Genomic DNA, 15660 nt, shown 5'->3' with positions numbered 1-15660 from the left:
GTCGGCACCGGCCGGCTCACAGCCCGAGTTCGCGGGCGATGAGCATCCGCTGCACCTCGCTGGTCCCCTCGCCGATCTCCAGGATCTTGGCGTCCCGGTAGAACCGGCCGACCGGCGTCTCGTTCATGAACCCGTAGCCGCCGAAGATCTGGGTGGCCTCCCGCGCGTTGTCCATCGCGGCGTTCGAGGAGGCCAGCTTGGCGATGGCGGCCTCCTTCTTGTAGGGCTCGCCGCGCAGCATCCGGGCCGCGGCCTCGTAGTAGGCCAGCCGGGCGGTGTGCGCGCGCAGCTCCATGTCGGCGAGCTTGAACTGGATCGCCTGGTACTCGCCGATCTTGCGGCCGAACGCCTCCCGCTCGCCGACGTAGCGCAGGCACTCGTCGACGCAGCCCTGGGCGAGCCCGACGCCGAGCGCGGCGATCGCGATCCGGCCCTCGGTGAGGATCGACAGGAACTGGGCGTAGCCGCGCCCGCGCTCGCCGAGCAGGTTGGCGGCCGGGACGCGGCAGTCGTCGAACGACAGCGCGTGGGTGTCCGAGGCCTCCCAGCCGACCTTGGAGTACTTCGGGGCGACGGTGAAGCCGGGCGTGCCGCTGGGCACGATGATCGTCGAGATCTCCTTGCCGCCGTCGGGCCTGGTCCCGGTGACGGCGGTGACCACGACGAACCCGGTGAGCTCGGTGCCGGAGTTGGTGATGAACGCCTTGGCGCCGTTGATCACCCACTCGTCGCCGTCGAGCACCGCGGTGGTGCGGGTGGCGCCCGCGTCGGAGCCGCCGTCGGGTTCGGTGAGGCCGAACGCGCCGAGGACCTCGCCGGTGGCCAGCTTCGGCAGCCAGGTCGCCTTCTGCTCGGCGCTGCCGAACCGCTGGATCGGCATGGCGCCCAGCGAGACGCCCGCTTCGAGCGTGATGGCCACCGAGGAGTCGACCCGGGCGAGCTCCTCCAGGGCCAGGCACAGGGCGAAGTAGTCGCCGCCCATGCCGCCGTCCTGCTCCGGGACGGGCAGCCCGAACAGGCCCATCCGGCCCATCGCGCGCACCAGCGGCGTCGGGAACTCCGCCCGTTCGTAGTAGTCGCCGATCACCGGGGCCACGTCCTTGCGCGCGAACGTCCGCACGCTGTCGCGGAGCAGTTCGTGCTCCTCGCTGAGCCGGTTGTCCACCATCGCTCGGACTCCTCTCCAGGAAGCGGCGGGATCGCCGCGGGGTCTCGGGCGTCACCTCGTGAGGACGCCCGGGCGCTGCGCGGGGCCGCTACCCCGCCTCGTCGGTGCCGAGGGCGGCCAGCGGCTGCTCCAGCCCGACGGACTGCCCCTTGCGGACGTGCACTGCGGTGACGACGCCGTCGGAGGGCGCGGTGACCGCGTGCTCCATCTTCATCGCCTCGACCACGAACAGGATCTGCCCGGAGCGCACCGGCTGCCCGACGGCGGCGTCGGCGACCAGCACGGTTCCCGGCATCGGGCTGGTGAGCACCCCGCCGGAGGAGGCGGCCCGGTCGGCGGCCTCGGCGAGCATCCGGTGCTCCCGCAGCGCCCAGGTCCGGCCGCCGGCGGAGAGCCAGGTGGTGCCGTCGCGGTGGGCGTACCGGTAGCGGCGGCGCCGGCCCCGGTGGGTCACGGTGAGCACCTCGCCGTCGGATTCGGCGGCGGCGCGGGTGGTGTCCTCGCCGATCCGGACCTCGGCGTCGGCGGCGGTCCCGCGCAGCAGCACGGCGGTCTCCCCGTCCGGGGTGGCGAAGCGCCAGCGGCTCCACGCGGGTTCGCCGAGCCGCCAGCCGGTCGGCCGCTCCCACGGGTCGACGACCGGTCCGGCCGGTTCGGCGGCGAGCAGCCGTTCCAGCGCGGCGGCCACGGGCACGTCCTCGTCGGCGGGGCCGTCGAGCAGCGCGTCCAGCTCCCGCTCGACGAGCCCGGTGTCCAGCCGCCCGGCGCGCACGTCGGGGTGGCCGAGCAGCGCCCGCAGGAAGCCGACGTTGGTGTGCAGGCCGAGGATCGCGGTGTCGCCGAGCGCGGCGTCGAGCCGGCGCAGCGCGTCGTCGCGGGTCGGCGCCCAGGCGATCACCTTGGCCAGCATCGGGTCGTAGTCCGAGCCGATCTCGTCGCCGTCCCGGATGCCGGAGTCCACCCGCACGTCCGCCGGTTCGCGCAGCGCGAGCACCCGCCCGCCGGTGGGCAGGAAGCCGCGCGCCGGGTCCTCGGCGTAGACGCGGGCCTCCACGGCGTGCCCGTCGAGCCGCAGCTCGTCCTGGGTCCACGGCAGCGGCGCGCCCTCGGCGATCCGGACCTGCTGCTCGACGAGGTCCACCCCGCGCCGCCCGCCCGCGCTGATCACCAGCTCGGTCACCGGGTGCTCCACCTGGAGGCGGGTGTTCATCTCCATGAAGAAGAACTCGTCGGGCCGGTCGGCGGAGACGATGAACTCCACGGTGCCCGCGCCGACGTAGCCGACCGAGCGCGCGGCCTCCACCGCCGCGGCGCCGATCCGCTCCCGGGTGGCGTCGTCGAGCAGCGGGGACGGCGCTTCCTCGACGATCTTCTGGTGCCTGCGCTGGAGGCTGCACTCCCGCTCGCCGAGGTGCACCACCCCGCCCCGCGCGTCGGCGAGCACCTGCACCTCGACGTGCCGGGGGGTGGCCACGAAGCGCTCCACGAACAGCGCGTCGTCGCCGAAGGAGGAGCGGGCCTCGCGCCGGGCGGAGGCGATCTGCTCGGGCAGCGCCGCCGGGTCGTGGACCAGTCGCATCCCCTTGCCGCCGCCGCCCGCGGAGGGCTTGAGCAGCACCGGCAGGCCGACGTCCAGCGCGGCCTCGCGCAGCTCCTCGTCGGACATGCCCGGGTCGCTGCGGCCGGGCACCACCGGGACGCCCGCGGCCGAGACGGTGGCCTTGGCCCGGATCTTGTCGCCCATCGAGTCGATCGCGGCGGCGGGCGGGCCGATGAACACCAGGCCCGCCTCGGCGCAGGCGGTGGCGAACCGGGCGTTCTCGGCGAGGAAGCCGTAGCCGGGGTGGACCGCCTGCGCGCCGGTGCGGCGGGCGGCCTCGACCACCCCGCCGGCGTCGAGGTAGCCGCCGGGCAGGTGCACCGCCTCGTCGGCCTCGGCGACGTGCCGGGCGGCCCGGTCGGCGTCGCTGTGCACGGCGACGGAGCGGAGGCCCAGCCGCCGTAGGGTCCGGACCACCCGCACCGCGATCTCACCCCGGTTGGCCACCAGGACCGCGTCGAACTGCTGCATCCGCACCTCCATCACATCCGGAAGACGCCGTAGGAGACCGGCTCCAGCGGCGCGTGGGCCGCCGCCGACAGGGCGAGGCCGAGCACGGTGCGGGTCTGCCCCGGGTCGATGACGCCGTCGTCCCACAACCGCGCGGTCGCGTAGTAGGGGTGTCCCTGCTGCTCGTACTGGTCCCGGACGGGCTGCTTGAACTCCTCCTCGGCCGCCGCGGACCACTCCTCGCCGCGCGCGTCGTGCTGGTCGCGGCGCACGGTGGCCAGCACCGAGGCGGCCTGCTCGCCGCCCATCACCGAGATCCGGGCGTTCGGCCACATCCACAGGAACCGGGGCGAGTACGCCCGCCCGCACATCGAGTAGTTGCCCGCGCCGAAGGAGCCGCCGATGACCACGGTGAACTTCGGCACCCGGGCGCAGGCCACGGCGGTGACCATCTTGGCGCCGTGCTTGGCGATGCCGCCCGCCTCGTAGTCGCGGCCGACCATGAACCCGGAGATGTTCTGCAGGAACACCAGCGGCACCGAGCGCTTGTCGCAGAGCTGGATGAAGTGCGCGCCCTTCTGCGCCGATTCGCCGAACAGGATGCCGTTGTTGGCGATCACGCCGACCGGGTGACCGTGGATCCGGGCGAACCCGGTGACCAGCGTCGGCCCGTACTCCTGCTTGAACTCGGCGAACTCGCTGCCGTCGACGACGCGGGCGATCACCTCGCGCACGTCGTAGGGGGTGCGGCTGTCGGTGGGGACCGCGCCGTAGAGCTCGCCGGGGTCGACGGCGGGTTCGCGCACCGGCGCGACGTCCCAGGGCCGGGGCGCGCGGGGGCCGAGGGTGGCGACGATGGCGCGCATCCGGCGCAGCGCGTCGGCGTCGTCCACGGCGAGGTGGTCGGTGACGCCGGAGGTGCGGGAGTGCAGCTCGCCGCCGCCGAGCTCCTCGGCGGTGACCTCCTCGCCGGTCGCGGCCTTCACCAGCGGCGGACCGCCGAGGAAGATGGTGCCCTGCTCGCGGACGATGATCGCCTCGTCGCTCATCGCCGGGACGTAGGCGCCGCCCGCGGTGCAGGAGCCGAGGACGGCGGCGAGCTGCGGGATGCCGCGGGCGGACATGGTCGCCTGGTTGTAGAAGATCCGGCCGAAGTGCTCGCGGTCCGGGAACACCTCGTCCTGCCGGGGCAGGAACGCGCCTCCGGAGTCGACCAGGTAGAGGCACGGCAGCTCGTTGTCCAGCGCGACCTCCTGGGCGCGCAGGTGCTTCTTCACCGTCATCGGGTAGTAGGTGCCGCCCTTGACGGTGGCGTCGTTGGCCACGATCACGCACTCGCGGCCCTCGACCCGGCCGATGCCGGTGATGATGCCCGCGGCGGGCGCCTCGTCGTCGTAGAGGCCGGTGGCGGCCAGCGGGGAGAGCTCCAGGAACGGCGAGCCCCGGTCCAGCAGCGCGTCGACCCGGTCCCGGGGCAGCAGCTTGCCGCGCGCGACGTGCCGGTCGCGGGCCTTCGCCGGACCGCCGAGGCGGGCGGCGTCGAGCCGGGCGGTGAGGTCGGCGACCAGCCGGGCGTGCTCCTGCGCGTTCCGGGCGAACGCCGCCGACCCGGGGTCGGCGGTGGTGCCCAGGACGGACGGGTCCATGTGTCCCCCTCGAACCGGTTAGTCGTCGTTAACCGAGGATGTTAACGGCGGCTCACGCCACTCGTCTAGCATCGGATCCGATGGCCACCCCGACGCGCGAACCGAACCGCCGCGAGCAGATCCTCGCCGCCGCGGCGGCGAAGTTCGCGCGCTACGGCTTCCACGGCGTCGGGATCGACGACATCGGCGCCGCCGTCGGCATCTCCGGACCCGCGCTGTACCGGCACTTCCGGGGCAAGGAGGCGGTGCTCGCCGAGATGCTCACCGGGATCAGCGACACCCTGCTGGCCGGCGGCCGGGAACGGGTCGGGGGCGAGGACCCCGCCGCCGACCTCGACCGGCTGGTCGCCTGGCACGTCGGGTTCGCGCTGGGCAACCCGGACCTGATCACCGTGCAGGCCCGCGACCTCGACAGCCTCGGGTCGCCGGACCGGAACCGGGTGCGCGAGCGGCAGCGCGCCTACGTGGAGGTGTGGGTCGACGTGCTGTGCCGCCTGCACCCGGGCCTGGCCCGCTCGACCGCCCGCGCCGCCGCGCACGCCGCCTTCGGCCTGATCAACTCCACCCCGCACAGCACCCGCCTGAGCAGCGGCGCCATGACCGACCTGCTGCACCGGATGGCGCGAGCCGCCCTCGCCGAGGTGACGGGCTAGGCCCACCGGCAGCAGTCCGGCGTCGTGGGCGCCGGGCGAGTCGTGGAGCCAGGTGCACCTGGGGCAGACCGGGCCCCTGGCTCCGCGCATCTCCGGGGCCCTTCGGGCACCGCGCGCTGATCGCGCCCGGGTTGAACGCGCCCGAGGCCAGCCCTCCCCCGCCAGCCCTTCGGTGCAGGCTCCGGCGTTTCCGGTTGCCGACGCCGCTCCGGTGTGGGGGGATTGCGATGGCCGCGATCCGGGTATCGCTGATCAGGACCGGCCGCCGACGCTGGAGGCAGCATGACCACGACGGAGCGCCGACCGTTCCCGACGCGGGCGTACTCGGTGCAGCGCGGACGCAAGGGCGGCAAGTTCATCCCGTGGCTGCGGACCACGGACCCGAAGCAGATCGGCGTGCTCTACCTGGCCACCGCGTTCGCGTTCTTCCTGATCGGCGGGGCGATGGCGCTGCTGATGCGCGGCGAGCTCGCGGTGCCGGGGCTGCAATTCCTGTCCCAGGAGCAGTACAACCAGCTGTTCACCATGCACGGCACGATCATGCTGCTGCTGTTCGCCACCCCGATCGTGTTCGGCTTCTCGAACATCATCCTGCCGCTGCAGATCGGCGCGCCGGACGTCGCGTTCCCCCGGCTCAACGCCTTCTCGTACTGGTTGTTCCTGCTCGGCGGGCTGATCGTGATCTCGGGGTTCCTCACCCCGGCGGGCGCGCCGGACTTCGGCTGGACGGCCTACCCGCCGCTGTCCCGCGATGCCCACTCGCCGAACGTCGGCGGCGACCTGTGGATCACCGGGCTGGTGGTCAGCGGTCTGGGCACCATCCTCGGCGCGGTCAACATGATCACCACGACGGTCTGCCTGCGGGCGCCCGGGATGACCATGTGGCGGATGCCGATCTTCTGCTGGAACATCCTGGTCACCAGCTTCCTGATCCTGCTGGCGTTCCCGATCCTGACCGCCGCGCTGATGGGCCTGCTGGCCGACCGGCAGCTCGGCGCGCACGTGTTCGACCCGGCCAACGGCGGCGCGATCCTGTACCAGCACCTGTTCTGGTTCTTCGGCCACCCGGAGGTCTACATCGTGGCGCTGCCGTTCTTCGGCATCATCACGGAGATCATCCCGGTGTTCAGCCGCAAGCCGCTGTTCGGCTACACCGGTCTGGTGTTCGCCACCCTGGTGATCGGGGTGCTCTCGGCGGTGGTGTGGGCGCACCACATGTTCGCCACCGGCGCGGTGCTGCTGCCGTTCTTCTCGTTCGCGACGTTCCTCATCGCGGTGCCGACCGGGATCAAGTTCTTCAACTGGATCGGCACCATGTGGAAGGGCCAGATCACCTTCGAGTCGCCGATGCTGTTCTCGATCGGCTTCCTGGTGACCTTCCTGCTCGGCGGGCTGACCGGGGTGCTGCTGGCGATGCCCCCGGTGGACTTCCACGTGACCGACACGTACTTCGTGGTCGCGCACTTCCACTACGTCCTGTTCGGGACCATCGTGTTCGCCGTGTTCGGCGGGCTGTACTTCTGGTTCCCGAAGATCACCGGCCGGATGATGGACGAGCGGCTGGCCAAGCTGCACTTCTGGCTCACGTTCATCGGTTTCCACACCACGTTCCTGGTGCAGCACTGGGTCGGCAACGAGGGGATGCCCCGCCGCTACGCCGACTACCTGGAGACCGACGGGTTCACCGCGCTGAACGTGGTGTCGACGATCGGCGCGTTCATCCTCGGCGCCTCGATGCTGCCGTTCCTCTACAACGTGTTCGTCAGCTACCGGATGGGTACCCCCGCGCAGGTCGACGACCCGTGGGGCCACGGCAACTCCCTGGAGTGGGCCACCACCTCGCCGCCGCCCCGGCACAACTTCCACGAGCTGCCCCGGATCCGGTCCGTGCGACCTGCGTTCGAACTGCACTACCCGCACATGGTCGAACGCCTCGAACGGGAGGCGCACGTGCGTACGATGAGCCGTCCCGACACCAAGCTGAAGACCCGAAAGGAGTCCTCAAGCGGTAGTTCGGATGGATGAAGTTCGTGCGTGGCCCGCTTCACGATCATTGCGGGAACAAGCAGGTCTCCGCCTAGTGTTGACGGCAGGGAAGCGCCGGACCGCACCGGCTTCCTGAATCGTTCCCCTCGGCCGTTCCGGTGCCCCGTGCCGCGCGGTGCCGCGCCGAGGCGGCGAGGTACACCGTCCGAGGTACACGTGTTCTGGGGAGAGACCTTCCATGCCCATCGCACTGCTGGCACTGGCCATCGCAGGGTTCGGGATCGGCACGACCGAGTTCGTCATGATGGGGTTGCTGCCCGAGGTGGCCGCGGACCTGGGCGTGTCCATCCCGGACGCCGGGGGCTACATCTCGCTGTACGCCTTGGGCGTCGTGGTCGGCGCACCGCTGCTCACGATCGCCGGGTTGCGCACGCGGCGCAAGACGATGCTGCTGTCCATGATGGTGCTGTTCACCGTCGGGAACCTGTGCTCGGCCTTCGCGCCCACCCACGAACTGCTGCTCGGCGCCCGGTTCCTCGCCGGATTGCCGCACGGGACGTTCTTCGGGGTCGGCGCGGTGGTGGCCGCGAGCCTGGTCAGCCACGACAAGCGGGCCAGCGCCATCTCCATGATGTTCATCGGCCTGACCGTGGCCAACATCGTCGGCGTGCCGGCGGGGACGCTGCTCGGGCAGGCGCTCGGGTGGCGCTGGGCGTTCGGCCTCGTCGCCTTCATCGGTGTGGTGGCGCTGCTGGCGGTGCTGGTGCTGGTGCCGCGCCAGCCGAAGCCGGAGAACGTGAGCCTGCGCGGTGAGCTGCGCGCGTTCACCAGCCCGCAGGTGTGGCTGGCCTTCGGCGTGGTGGTGTTCGGCTTCGCCGCGACGTTCTCGTTCTACAGCTACATCAAGCCGGTGCTCACCGACATCACCGGCTACACGCCGACGGCGGTGACGGGGCTGCTGGCGCTGTTCGGCCTGGGCATGACGGTCGGGACCGCGGTCGGCGGCCGGCTCGCCGACCGCTCGCCGATGCGCACGCTGTGCATCGGGCTCGCCGCGCTGGCCGTGACGCTGTTCCTGTTCCTGTTCACCGCGCACAACATGTGGCTGGCGGCGGCCAACGTGTTCTTCATCGGCGCCACCGGCTTCGCGGCCATCCCCAGCGTCCAGGCGCGCATCCTGGACTCGGCGCGGGACGCCCCGGCGCTGGGCTCGGCGAGCATCCAGTCCACCTTCAACATCGCCAACTCCCTCGGCGCCTACCTGGGCGGACTGGTCATCGCGGCCGGCTTCGGGCTGCTCTCGCCGAGCTGGGTCGGTGCGCTGCTGGCGATCGTGGGCCTCGGCTTCGCGCTGGCCTCGGTGGTGCTGGACCGCAGGACGGGCGCCCCGACCGGGCCGTCCGAGGAGGTCACCGAGCACCAGACCGGGTCGGTCGAGATCCGCTAGCCCGGCTCCGGCCCGCGTGGTGAGATGGGACCGCGCGGGCCGGAATCCCGCGCCGGTCGCACGTGTTGCACCTGGTGGGTCGTGATCGCGGCCCGCACCATCCGAGATCCGCGGAGGACGACACCCAAGATGACCCAGGTACCCAACGTCACGCTGAACACCGGTGCGAAGATTCCGCAGATCGGCTACGGGGTGTTCCTGATCCCGGCCGAGGAGGTCGTCGAGCCGGTGGCGGCGGCGCTGCGGGCGGGTTACCGCAGCATCGACACGGCCTCGGCCTACGGCAACGAGGAAGGCGTGGGGCGGGCCATCGCCGAGTCGGGCATCCCGCGCGACGAGCTGTTCATCACCACCAAGCTGTGGAACGACGACCAGGGGTACGACAGCACCCTGCGCGCGTTCGACACCAGCATCGGCAAGCTCGGGCTCGACTACGTCGACCTCTACCTCATCCACTGGCCGACGCCCGCCGCGGACAAGTTCGTCGAGACCTGGAAGGCGTTCGAACGCCTGCACGCCGACGGCCGGATCAAGTCGATCGGCGTGTCGAACTTCCAGATCCCGCACCTGCGGCGGTTGTTCGAGGAGACCGACGTGGTCCCCGCGCTGAACCAGGTCGAGCTGCACCCGCGCTTCCAGCAGCGGGACCTGCGCGCCTTCCACGCCGAGCACGACATCGTGACCGAGGCGTGGAGCCCGCTCGGCCGCAACAGCGGGCTGTTCGACGACCCGCTGCTGACCTCGCTGGCCGAGAAGTACGACAAGACCCCGGCGCAGATCATGCTGCGCTGGCACGTGCAGCTCGGCAACGTCGCGATCCCGAAGTCGGCGACCCCGGAGCGGATCGCCAAGAACATCGAGGTGTTCGACTTCGAGCTGGCCGACGATGACGTGAAGGGCATCGAGGCCCTGGAGACCGGCGAGCGGATCGGTCCGGACCCCGACACCTTCGGCGGCTGAGCTAGGCGCGCTGGAGCACGGCGGCCCCCGGCAGGCACGACGACCTGCCGGGGGCCGTTCGCGTCCGGGCGTCGAGGTAGGCGGCGATCAGGGCGGGGAACTCGTCGGTCTCCCAAGTCGCCGGTTCGGGCATGGCGGCGGGCGTGCGCGGCCTCCAGGCGAGCAGCGCCTGCCCGGACCGGCGCGGCGTGGCCAGCGACGAGGTGAGGCAGCCGTCGCAGGCCGAGTGCGCGCCGGGGCGCAGCCCGTCGAGCCCGTCGGCCGGGAACCAGGTGCCGCGCAGCGGATGCCCGCAGAGCGCCCGCTCGGGCCCGGTGCTCAGGTGGAACCGCGTCTGGTCGGGCGAGATCACCCAGAGCACCACCGGCCGTCGCGGCGCGGGCTCCGGCGCGGGCTCCGGCGGCTCCGGTTCGGCGGGCTCGGCGGGTTCGGCGGGCTCGGGGATCAGCCGCACGACGATCGCGGCGAGGAGCACGAAGCCGCCGACGACCAGCCACTCCACCGCGCTCATCGCGCACCGGCCGCGCGGCGGCGCGGCATCGGCGCCCCCGCGATGCGGTGGGCTTCGACGTCGCAGGGCGCGCACGTCGGCCACAACCAGGCGAGCGTGGTGTTCACCGGCTCGACCACCTCACCGCACAAGGTGGTGACGTGCTCCCGGAGCCGCCACTCCGCCACGGCGGTCGCGTGCCGCAACGCCGCCCCCGGCGCCCAGCTGAACGGATACGGCCGGTAGTTCATGGGCCTGCCTGCCTTTCCCGAACCCGGCGGGAGATCCCGAGACTCGCCGAGTCGTATCGCTGTCCGACTGTTGTAACGCAATCCACTTTGCTGGATCTCGTTACAACTGGGCAATGCCCTGGACGGATGAACACGTGCGACGAACCCTCGTGCCTAGGATCTGGTTCATGTCGCGATCCAGGGCTGGCAGCCCGAAAGCCCGAGCACTCGCCGCCGAGCTGCGCAGACTGCGCGAAGAGGCCGGTGTGGGAGTACGACAGCTGGCTCGCCTCATGGACGTTTCCCACGGCTGGGTAACGCGGACCGAAGCCGGATCTCGTCCGATCACCGTCGATGATGTGAGCGCGATCCTGTCTGCGCTCGGGATGTCGAGCGCAGACCGCGAACGGCTCGTCGAGATGGCACGCGAAGCCGACGAACCGGATTGGATCCGTCCCGGCATCCCCGGAGTGCGCGACGAACTGGTGACGCTGATCGAGTACGAGCGCACCGCCACGCAGATCACCGAAGCCGCACCACTGCTCATTCCCGGCTTGCTGCAAACTGCGGACTACGCCCGCGCCGTGATGCGAGACCTACCAGGGCCCGAACGAGAAGCGAAGATCGGCATGCGTGCAGGGCGACGGGACCTGCTCGACAAGCGGAACGGACCCCGGTTCGAAGCGATCATCGCCGAACACGTGCTCGCGGACCAGGTATGTCCGCCTGAAGCCCAAGCAGATCAGCTCCGGCACCTCGCCAAGATGATCGAACAGCCGAACGTGACGATCCGCGTCCTTCCCGCAGGGCGACACCGATGGTTGCCGGTGCACAGCGGGCATTTCATGTTCTTCGAATTCCCGCAGGCTTCGCCGATCGTCCATCTGGAAACGCTGGCATCGGGTGTGTTCTTGTCGAGCGCCGCAACGATCGAGGTCTACCGGCAAGCGGTCGGTACTCTCCGGGAGGCGGCGATGAGCGAAGATGCGACAGCCGAGTTCATCGCCGCCCGCATCAACAGCGCAGAGGAGAACTCATGACGCAGCAGGTTACGGGATGGCGCAAGTCCTCCCGGTCGTCGCAGCAAACCGCGTGCGTCGAGGTCGGCCGCATCGGTGACGGCGCCGCCGTACGGGACACCAAGGACCGCACCGCCGGGTACTTCACCACCACCACCGACCAGTGGACGAGCTTCGTCGCAGCGATCAAGCACGGCCGCTACGACGGCTGAACACCCACCGACGAGCGCATCGCGCCACCCGTTCACCCGGTGGAACACCAGGTGAGGGGCACCCTTGCCCCAGTTACTTGGACAAGGGGGCCCCTCACTCAGCTCACGAACGGGTGAGCGCCACTCGGACAGGTGCTGAGTGAGGGGCACCCTGTACCACGTGACGCGGTACAGGGTGCCCCTCACTCGGAACGCGAACGGGTGGGCGGTCGGCGTGTCAGGCAGCGTGGGCGCCTGCTGGGACCGGGGCGGGCGTGCGCAGGACGTTGCTGCCGGAGCGCAGCGTGACGAGCTGGCTGCGGGTGGCCGCCCACTTGGGGAACCGGCCGAGGCGTTGCAGCGGGGTGCTGCGCTGCGCGGAGGTCAGCGCCGCGGTCCGCGACACCTTGAGCACCCGGGGTCGGCGCTCCTGCTCGTAGGCGCGCAGCAGCTCGGCGGGCGGCCGGTCGACCTCGGACAGGAACTGGGTGAGCATCCAGGCGTCCTCCAACGTCTGGTTGGCCGCTTGGGCGACCGCGGGCGGCATCGCGTGCACCGCGTCGCCGAGCAGCGTGCTGCGCGCCCCGCCCCAGACCTCGGGGACCTTGTGCCGGATGTGCGGGAAGAACCCGAGGTCGTCGTCGGTGACCGAGGCCAGCAGCGCCTCCACCGGCTCCGGCCAGCCGCGGAACACCTCGCGCAGGTCGGCCACCGACAGCACCGGGTCGCCCTCGCGCCACGGGGTGTCGAACCACCAGTGCAGCAGCCCGTCGCCGCTGGGGATCAGCCCGGCGTGCCCGGCGCGGCCGGCGATGTTGAGGGTCTGGTGACCCCGCGCGATGGGCAGGTCGCTGGTGGTGAGACCTTGCCAGCTCGCCCAGCCGGTCGGCCGCGCGTCCCGGCCGCCGAGCAGTTCGCGGCGGATCACCGAGCGCTGGCCGTCGGCGCCGATCAGCAGGTCACCGGTGGCGGAGGTGCCGTCGGCGAACTCGACGACGACGTGGTCGGGGTTCTCGACGACGCGGGTGCAGCGGCGGCCGAAGTGGACCATCCCGGGTGGCAGCGCCCCGGCCAGGGCGGCGATCAGCACCCGGCGCGGGATCTGCACGGTCGGCGAGCCGAGCCGTTCGGTGACCTCGCCGAGGTCGGCCTCCCAGAGCAGCCGGCCGGTGTCGGTGATGGACCGGAGGCTGCGCAGCGGCCGTCCCAGCGGCTCGATGTCCACGCCCAGCCCGCGCAGCGCGGCCGTGCCGTTGCTCCACACGGTGATCCCGGCGCCGCTGGTGCGCAGCGAATCGGCGTGCTCGAAGACCTCCACCTCGTGACCCCGACCGGCCAAGCCGTTGGCCGCGGCGAGTCCCCCGACTCCGGCTCCGATGACCAGAACCCGCATCGTCTCCATCCGTCCACCCGACGCCCTCGCTCGTGCGATTTTATCCACTTGACGGGTGGTACCGGATTGTCGTTGCTCACACTCCGTGAGCTAACGTGACGAAGACCCCGAACCGGACACGCCGGTGCGGCCAGGGTCACCGGCGGAATGCCCTACCCATCGTCGCGAACGCAAACTAGTTTGCAGGAATGAGTCCACGCGTCACACCCCCCTTCCGCGCCGACCACGTCGGCAGCCTGCTCCGCCCGGGCCGCCTGCTGGACGCCCGGGACGAGCACGCCGCCGGACGCATCGACGACGCCGAGCTGCGCCGCATCGAGGACGAGGCGATCGCCGAGGTCGTCGCGATGCAGGAAGAGGTCGGCCTGCACAGCGCCACCGACGGGGAGTTCCGCCGCACCTCCTGGCACATGGACTTCCTGTACCAGCTCGACGGCATCAACCGGGTCGACGACGAGCGCCTCACGGTGAAGTTCACCAACGCCGAGGGCGACCTGGAGTTCACCACGCCGGACATGAAGGTCGACGGCCGGATCGGGCTGAGCTCCACGATCTTCGCCGACGCCTTCGACTACCTGTCGCGGCGGACCACCACCGCCACGCCCAAGCTGACCATCCCCTCGCCGGGCATGGTGCACTACCGGGGCGGGCGCGCCGCCATCGACGAGACCGTCTACCCCGACCTCGCCGAGTTCCGCGCCGACCTGGCCGCCGCCTACCGCGCCGAAGTGCACGCGCTGGCCGGGATGGGCTGCCACTACCTGCAGCTCGACGACACCAGCCTCGCCTACTACAACGACCCGAGGCAGCGCGAGCAGCTCGCCGCCCGCGGCGACGACCCGGACGGCCACCTGCGGACCATCGAATTGATCAACGATTCGATCCGGGACCGGCCGGACACGATGGCCGTGACCACGCACATGTGCCGGGGCAACTACCGCTCGTCCTGGGTCGCCGAGGGCGGCTACGACTACGTGGCCGAGGCCCTGTTCAGCGAGCTGGACGTGGACGGCTTCTTCCTGGAGTTCGACGACGCGCGCTCCGGCGGCTTCGCGCCGCTGCGCTTCGTCCCGAAGGGCAAGACCGTGGTGCTCGGCCTGGTCACCACCAAGAGCGGCGAGCTGGAGTCCAAGGACGCCCTCAAGCGCCGCATCGACGAGGCGACCGAGTACATCGACCTCGACCAGCTCTGCCTGTCGCCGCAGTGCGGCTTCGCGTCCACCAAGGAAGGCAACGCGTTGAGCTACGACCAGGAGGTCGCCAAGCTGCGCCTGGTCGTCGAAACAGCCGCCGAGGTCTGGGGCTGACCACGGCGGACGTGCGCGACGGCACCTCCCGCGCGGAGGTGCCGCTCGTCACCGGATCACGCCGCGCGCTCCAGGAACTGGCCCGCCACCAGGCCGGGCTCCTCGTCACCGTCGAACCGGACCCACAGCACTGGACCCTCGAAGACCTCCGGCAGTCCCGTGGCGGCCTCCACCACGACACCGGTCTGATCACGGAACCGGCCGAACGTGGCGCGCACCCGCACGCCTGGTTCCAACGGGCTCGATGACTGCTCCATGGAGAGGGACGGTACGTGCCCGCGGGACTCAACGGAAATCGCGCCCGTCAAGTTCCGTTCATGGTCCCGTGACCTGCGAGATCGCCCCGGTGCGAGGATGTCGGAAGGCCGTTTCGGCAGGTGTCGGGGCGAAGCGGCGTGATCGGGTTCACGGGGAGCGGGATGCGGACGATCAAGCGGCCGGGCGAGCACGAGATCGAGATCAAGCGGTCGCGCTTCCGCTGCGCGCTGGAGGTCGTGCGCACCGAGGAGGAGGCGCGCGAGTTCATCGCGCTGCAGCGCAGGCGGCACCACGAGGCGCGGCACCACTGCTCGGCCTTCGTGCTCGGCGACGACGGCCGCACCCAGAAGTCCAACGACGACGGCGAACCGGCGGGCACCGCGGGCACCCCGATGCTGGAAGTGCTGCGCCGCAACGACATCACCAACACCGTCGCGGTGGTGATCCGCTACTTCGGCGGGGTGCTGCTCGGCGCGGGCGGCCTGGTCCGCGCCTACGGCGGCGCGGTGTCGGCGGCGCTGGAGGAGGTCGGCCTGGTCGACCGGCGTCCGGTGCGGGTGGTGTCGACCACGGTGGACCACGCGCTGGCCGGGCGGCTGGACAACGACCTGCGCAGCGCCGGTTACCAGGTGATCGGCACCGACTACGCGGAGCGGGCGCGGCTGCGCGTCCTGGTCGCCGAGGACGGCGTGGCGGACTTCCGCACCTGGCTCGCCGAGGCCACCGGCGGCACCGCCACGGCCGAGGTCGGCGACCGCACCCACGTCGAGGACTGAACCACCCGTTCGGGACGTAGGTGAGGGGCACCCTTGTCCAAGTTACTTGGGCAAGGGTGCCCCTCACTCACTTCACGTTCGGGTGA

Annotated in this window: 15 protein-coding genes; 8 read left to right on the top strand and 7 right to left on the bottom strand. The window is 71.3% G+C overall.

Annotation, left to right across the window (positions count from 1 at the left end):
- Positions 1-16: 16 nt before the first annotated feature.
- From ABD976_RS03585 to ABD976_RS03575, 3 genes are all read right to left on the bottom strand, one after another.
- The gene (locus ABD976_RS03585) at positions 17-1168 is read right to left on the bottom strand and encodes an acyl-CoA dehydrogenase family protein (protein WP_345357038.1); all 1152 of its coding nucleotides are present in this window, start codon (positions 1166-1168) and stop codon (positions 17-19) included.
- Between the two features lie 88 nt (positions 1169-1256).
- The gene (locus tag ABD976_RS03580; protein WP_345357035.1) at positions 1257-3239 is read right to left on the bottom strand and encodes an acetyl/propionyl/methylcrotonyl-CoA carboxylase subunit alpha; all 1983 of its coding nucleotides are present in this window, start codon (positions 3237-3239) and stop codon (positions 1257-1259) included.
- Between the two features lie 11 nt (positions 3240-3250).
- On the bottom strand, positions 3251-4864 hold the full coding sequence (locus tag ABD976_RS03575; protein ID WP_345357032.1) for a carboxyl transferase domain-containing protein: 1614 nt from the start codon (positions 4862-4864) through the stop codon (positions 3251-3253).
- 80 nt (positions 4865-4944) lie between these two features.
- On the opposite strand from ABD976_RS03575, the gene ABD976_RS03570 reads away from it, so the two are divergent.
- The 4 genes from ABD976_RS03570 (at position 4945) to ABD976_RS03555 (ending at position 9910) form a co-directional block, all read left to right on the top strand.
- The gene (locus ABD976_RS03570) at positions 4945-5517 is read left to right on the top strand and encodes an SACE_7040 family transcriptional regulator (protein WP_345357029.1); all 573 of its coding nucleotides are present in this window, start codon (positions 4945-4947) and stop codon (positions 5515-5517) included.
- A gap of 282 nt (positions 5518-5799) precedes the next feature.
- On the top strand, positions 5800-7542 hold the full coding sequence (ctaD, locus tag ABD976_RS03565; RefSeq protein ID WP_345357026.1) for an aa3-type cytochrome oxidase subunit I: 1743 nt from the start codon (positions 5800-5802) through the stop codon (positions 7540-7542).
- Positions 7543-7741: 199 nt separating this feature from the next.
- Positions 7742-8950: an MFS transporter gene (locus ABD976_RS03560; protein ID WP_345357023.1), complete on the top strand. Its 1209-nt coding sequence runs from the start codon at positions 7742-7744 to the stop codon at positions 8948-8950.
- Between the two features lie 129 nt (positions 8951-9079).
- Positions 9080-9910: an aldo/keto reductase gene (locus tag ABD976_RS03555; protein WP_345357020.1), complete on the top strand. Its 831-nt coding sequence runs from the start codon at positions 9080-9082 to the stop codon at positions 9908-9910.
- Between the two features lies 1 nt (position 9911).
- On the opposite strand, the gene ABD976_RS03550 is transcribed toward ABD976_RS03555, so the two are convergent.
- Both ABD976_RS03550 and ABD976_RS03545 read right to left on the bottom strand, forming a co-directional pair.
- The gene (locus ABD976_RS03550; RefSeq protein WP_345357017.1) at positions 9912-10421 is read right to left on the bottom strand and encodes a hypothetical protein; all 510 of its coding nucleotides are present in this window, start codon (positions 10419-10421) and stop codon (positions 9912-9914) included.
- Positions 10418-10651: an HC3 family zinc finger protein gene (locus ABD976_RS03545; RefSeq protein WP_345357014.1), complete on the bottom strand. Its 234-nt coding sequence runs from the start codon at positions 10649-10651 to the stop codon at positions 10418-10420. Before ABD976_RS03545 ends, ABD976_RS03550 begins: the two co-directional genes overlap by 4 nt.
- A 167-nt stretch (positions 10652-10818) precedes the next feature.
- Here ABD976_RS03545 and ABD976_RS03540 point away from each other — a divergent pair, with 167 nt between their 5' ends.
- Together ABD976_RS03540 and ABD976_RS03535 are read left to right on the top strand one after the other, a co-directional pair.
- A complete protein-coding gene (locus ABD976_RS03540) occupies positions 10819-11670 on the top strand; it encodes a helix-turn-helix domain-containing protein (protein WP_345357011.1) in 852 nt (283 codons plus the stop codon).
- The gene (locus tag ABD976_RS03535; protein WP_345357008.1) at positions 11667-11861 is read left to right on the top strand and encodes a DUF397 domain-containing protein; all 195 of its coding nucleotides are present in this window, start codon (positions 11667-11669) and stop codon (positions 11859-11861) included. The genes ABD976_RS03540 and ABD976_RS03535 overlap by 4 nt, the downstream gene beginning before the upstream one ends.
- A gap of 217 nt (positions 11862-12078) precedes the next feature.
- Here the strand turns inward: ABD976_RS03535 and ABD976_RS03530 are convergent, their stop codons facing one another.
- Entirely contained in the window at positions 12079-13233 is a 1155-nt protein-coding gene (locus tag ABD976_RS03530) for an FAD-dependent monooxygenase (protein ID WP_345357005.1), read from the bottom strand.
- 188 nt (positions 13234-13421) lie between these two features.
- Here ABD976_RS03530 and ABD976_RS03525 point away from each other — a divergent pair, with 188 nt between their 5' ends.
- Positions 13422-14540 carry a 5-methyltetrahydropteroyltriglutamate--homocysteine S-methyltransferase gene (locus tag ABD976_RS03525; RefSeq protein WP_345357002.1) on the top strand — a complete coding sequence of 373 codons (1119 nt, stop codon included), beginning with the start codon at positions 13422-13424 and terminating at the stop codon, positions 14538-14540.
- 56 nt (positions 14541-14596) lie between these two features.
- On the opposite strand, the gene ABD976_RS03520 is transcribed toward ABD976_RS03525, so the two are convergent.
- On the bottom strand, positions 14597-14797 hold the full coding sequence (locus ABD976_RS03520) for a hypothetical protein (RefSeq protein WP_345356999.1): 201 nt from the start codon (positions 14795-14797) through the stop codon (positions 14597-14599).
- Between the two features lie 162 nt (positions 14798-14959).
- Between ABD976_RS03520 and ABD976_RS03515 the strand changes: the two genes are divergently transcribed.
- Positions 14960-15574 (top strand): YigZ family protein, encoded by a 615-nt coding sequence (locus tag ABD976_RS03515; protein ID WP_345356996.1) that lies wholly within the window; start codon positions 14960-14962, stop codon positions 15572-15574.
- Positions 15575-15660 lie beyond the last annotated feature (86 nt).

It is taken from the genome of Saccharopolyspora cebuensis (assembly GCF_039542665.1).
Taxonomy (GTDB): domain Bacteria; phylum Actinomycetota; class Actinomycetes; order Mycobacteriales; family Pseudonocardiaceae; genus Saccharopolyspora; species Saccharopolyspora cebuensis.
Note: the sequence above shows the minus strand (reverse complement) of the source record. Positions and strands in the feature narration are given on the sequence as shown.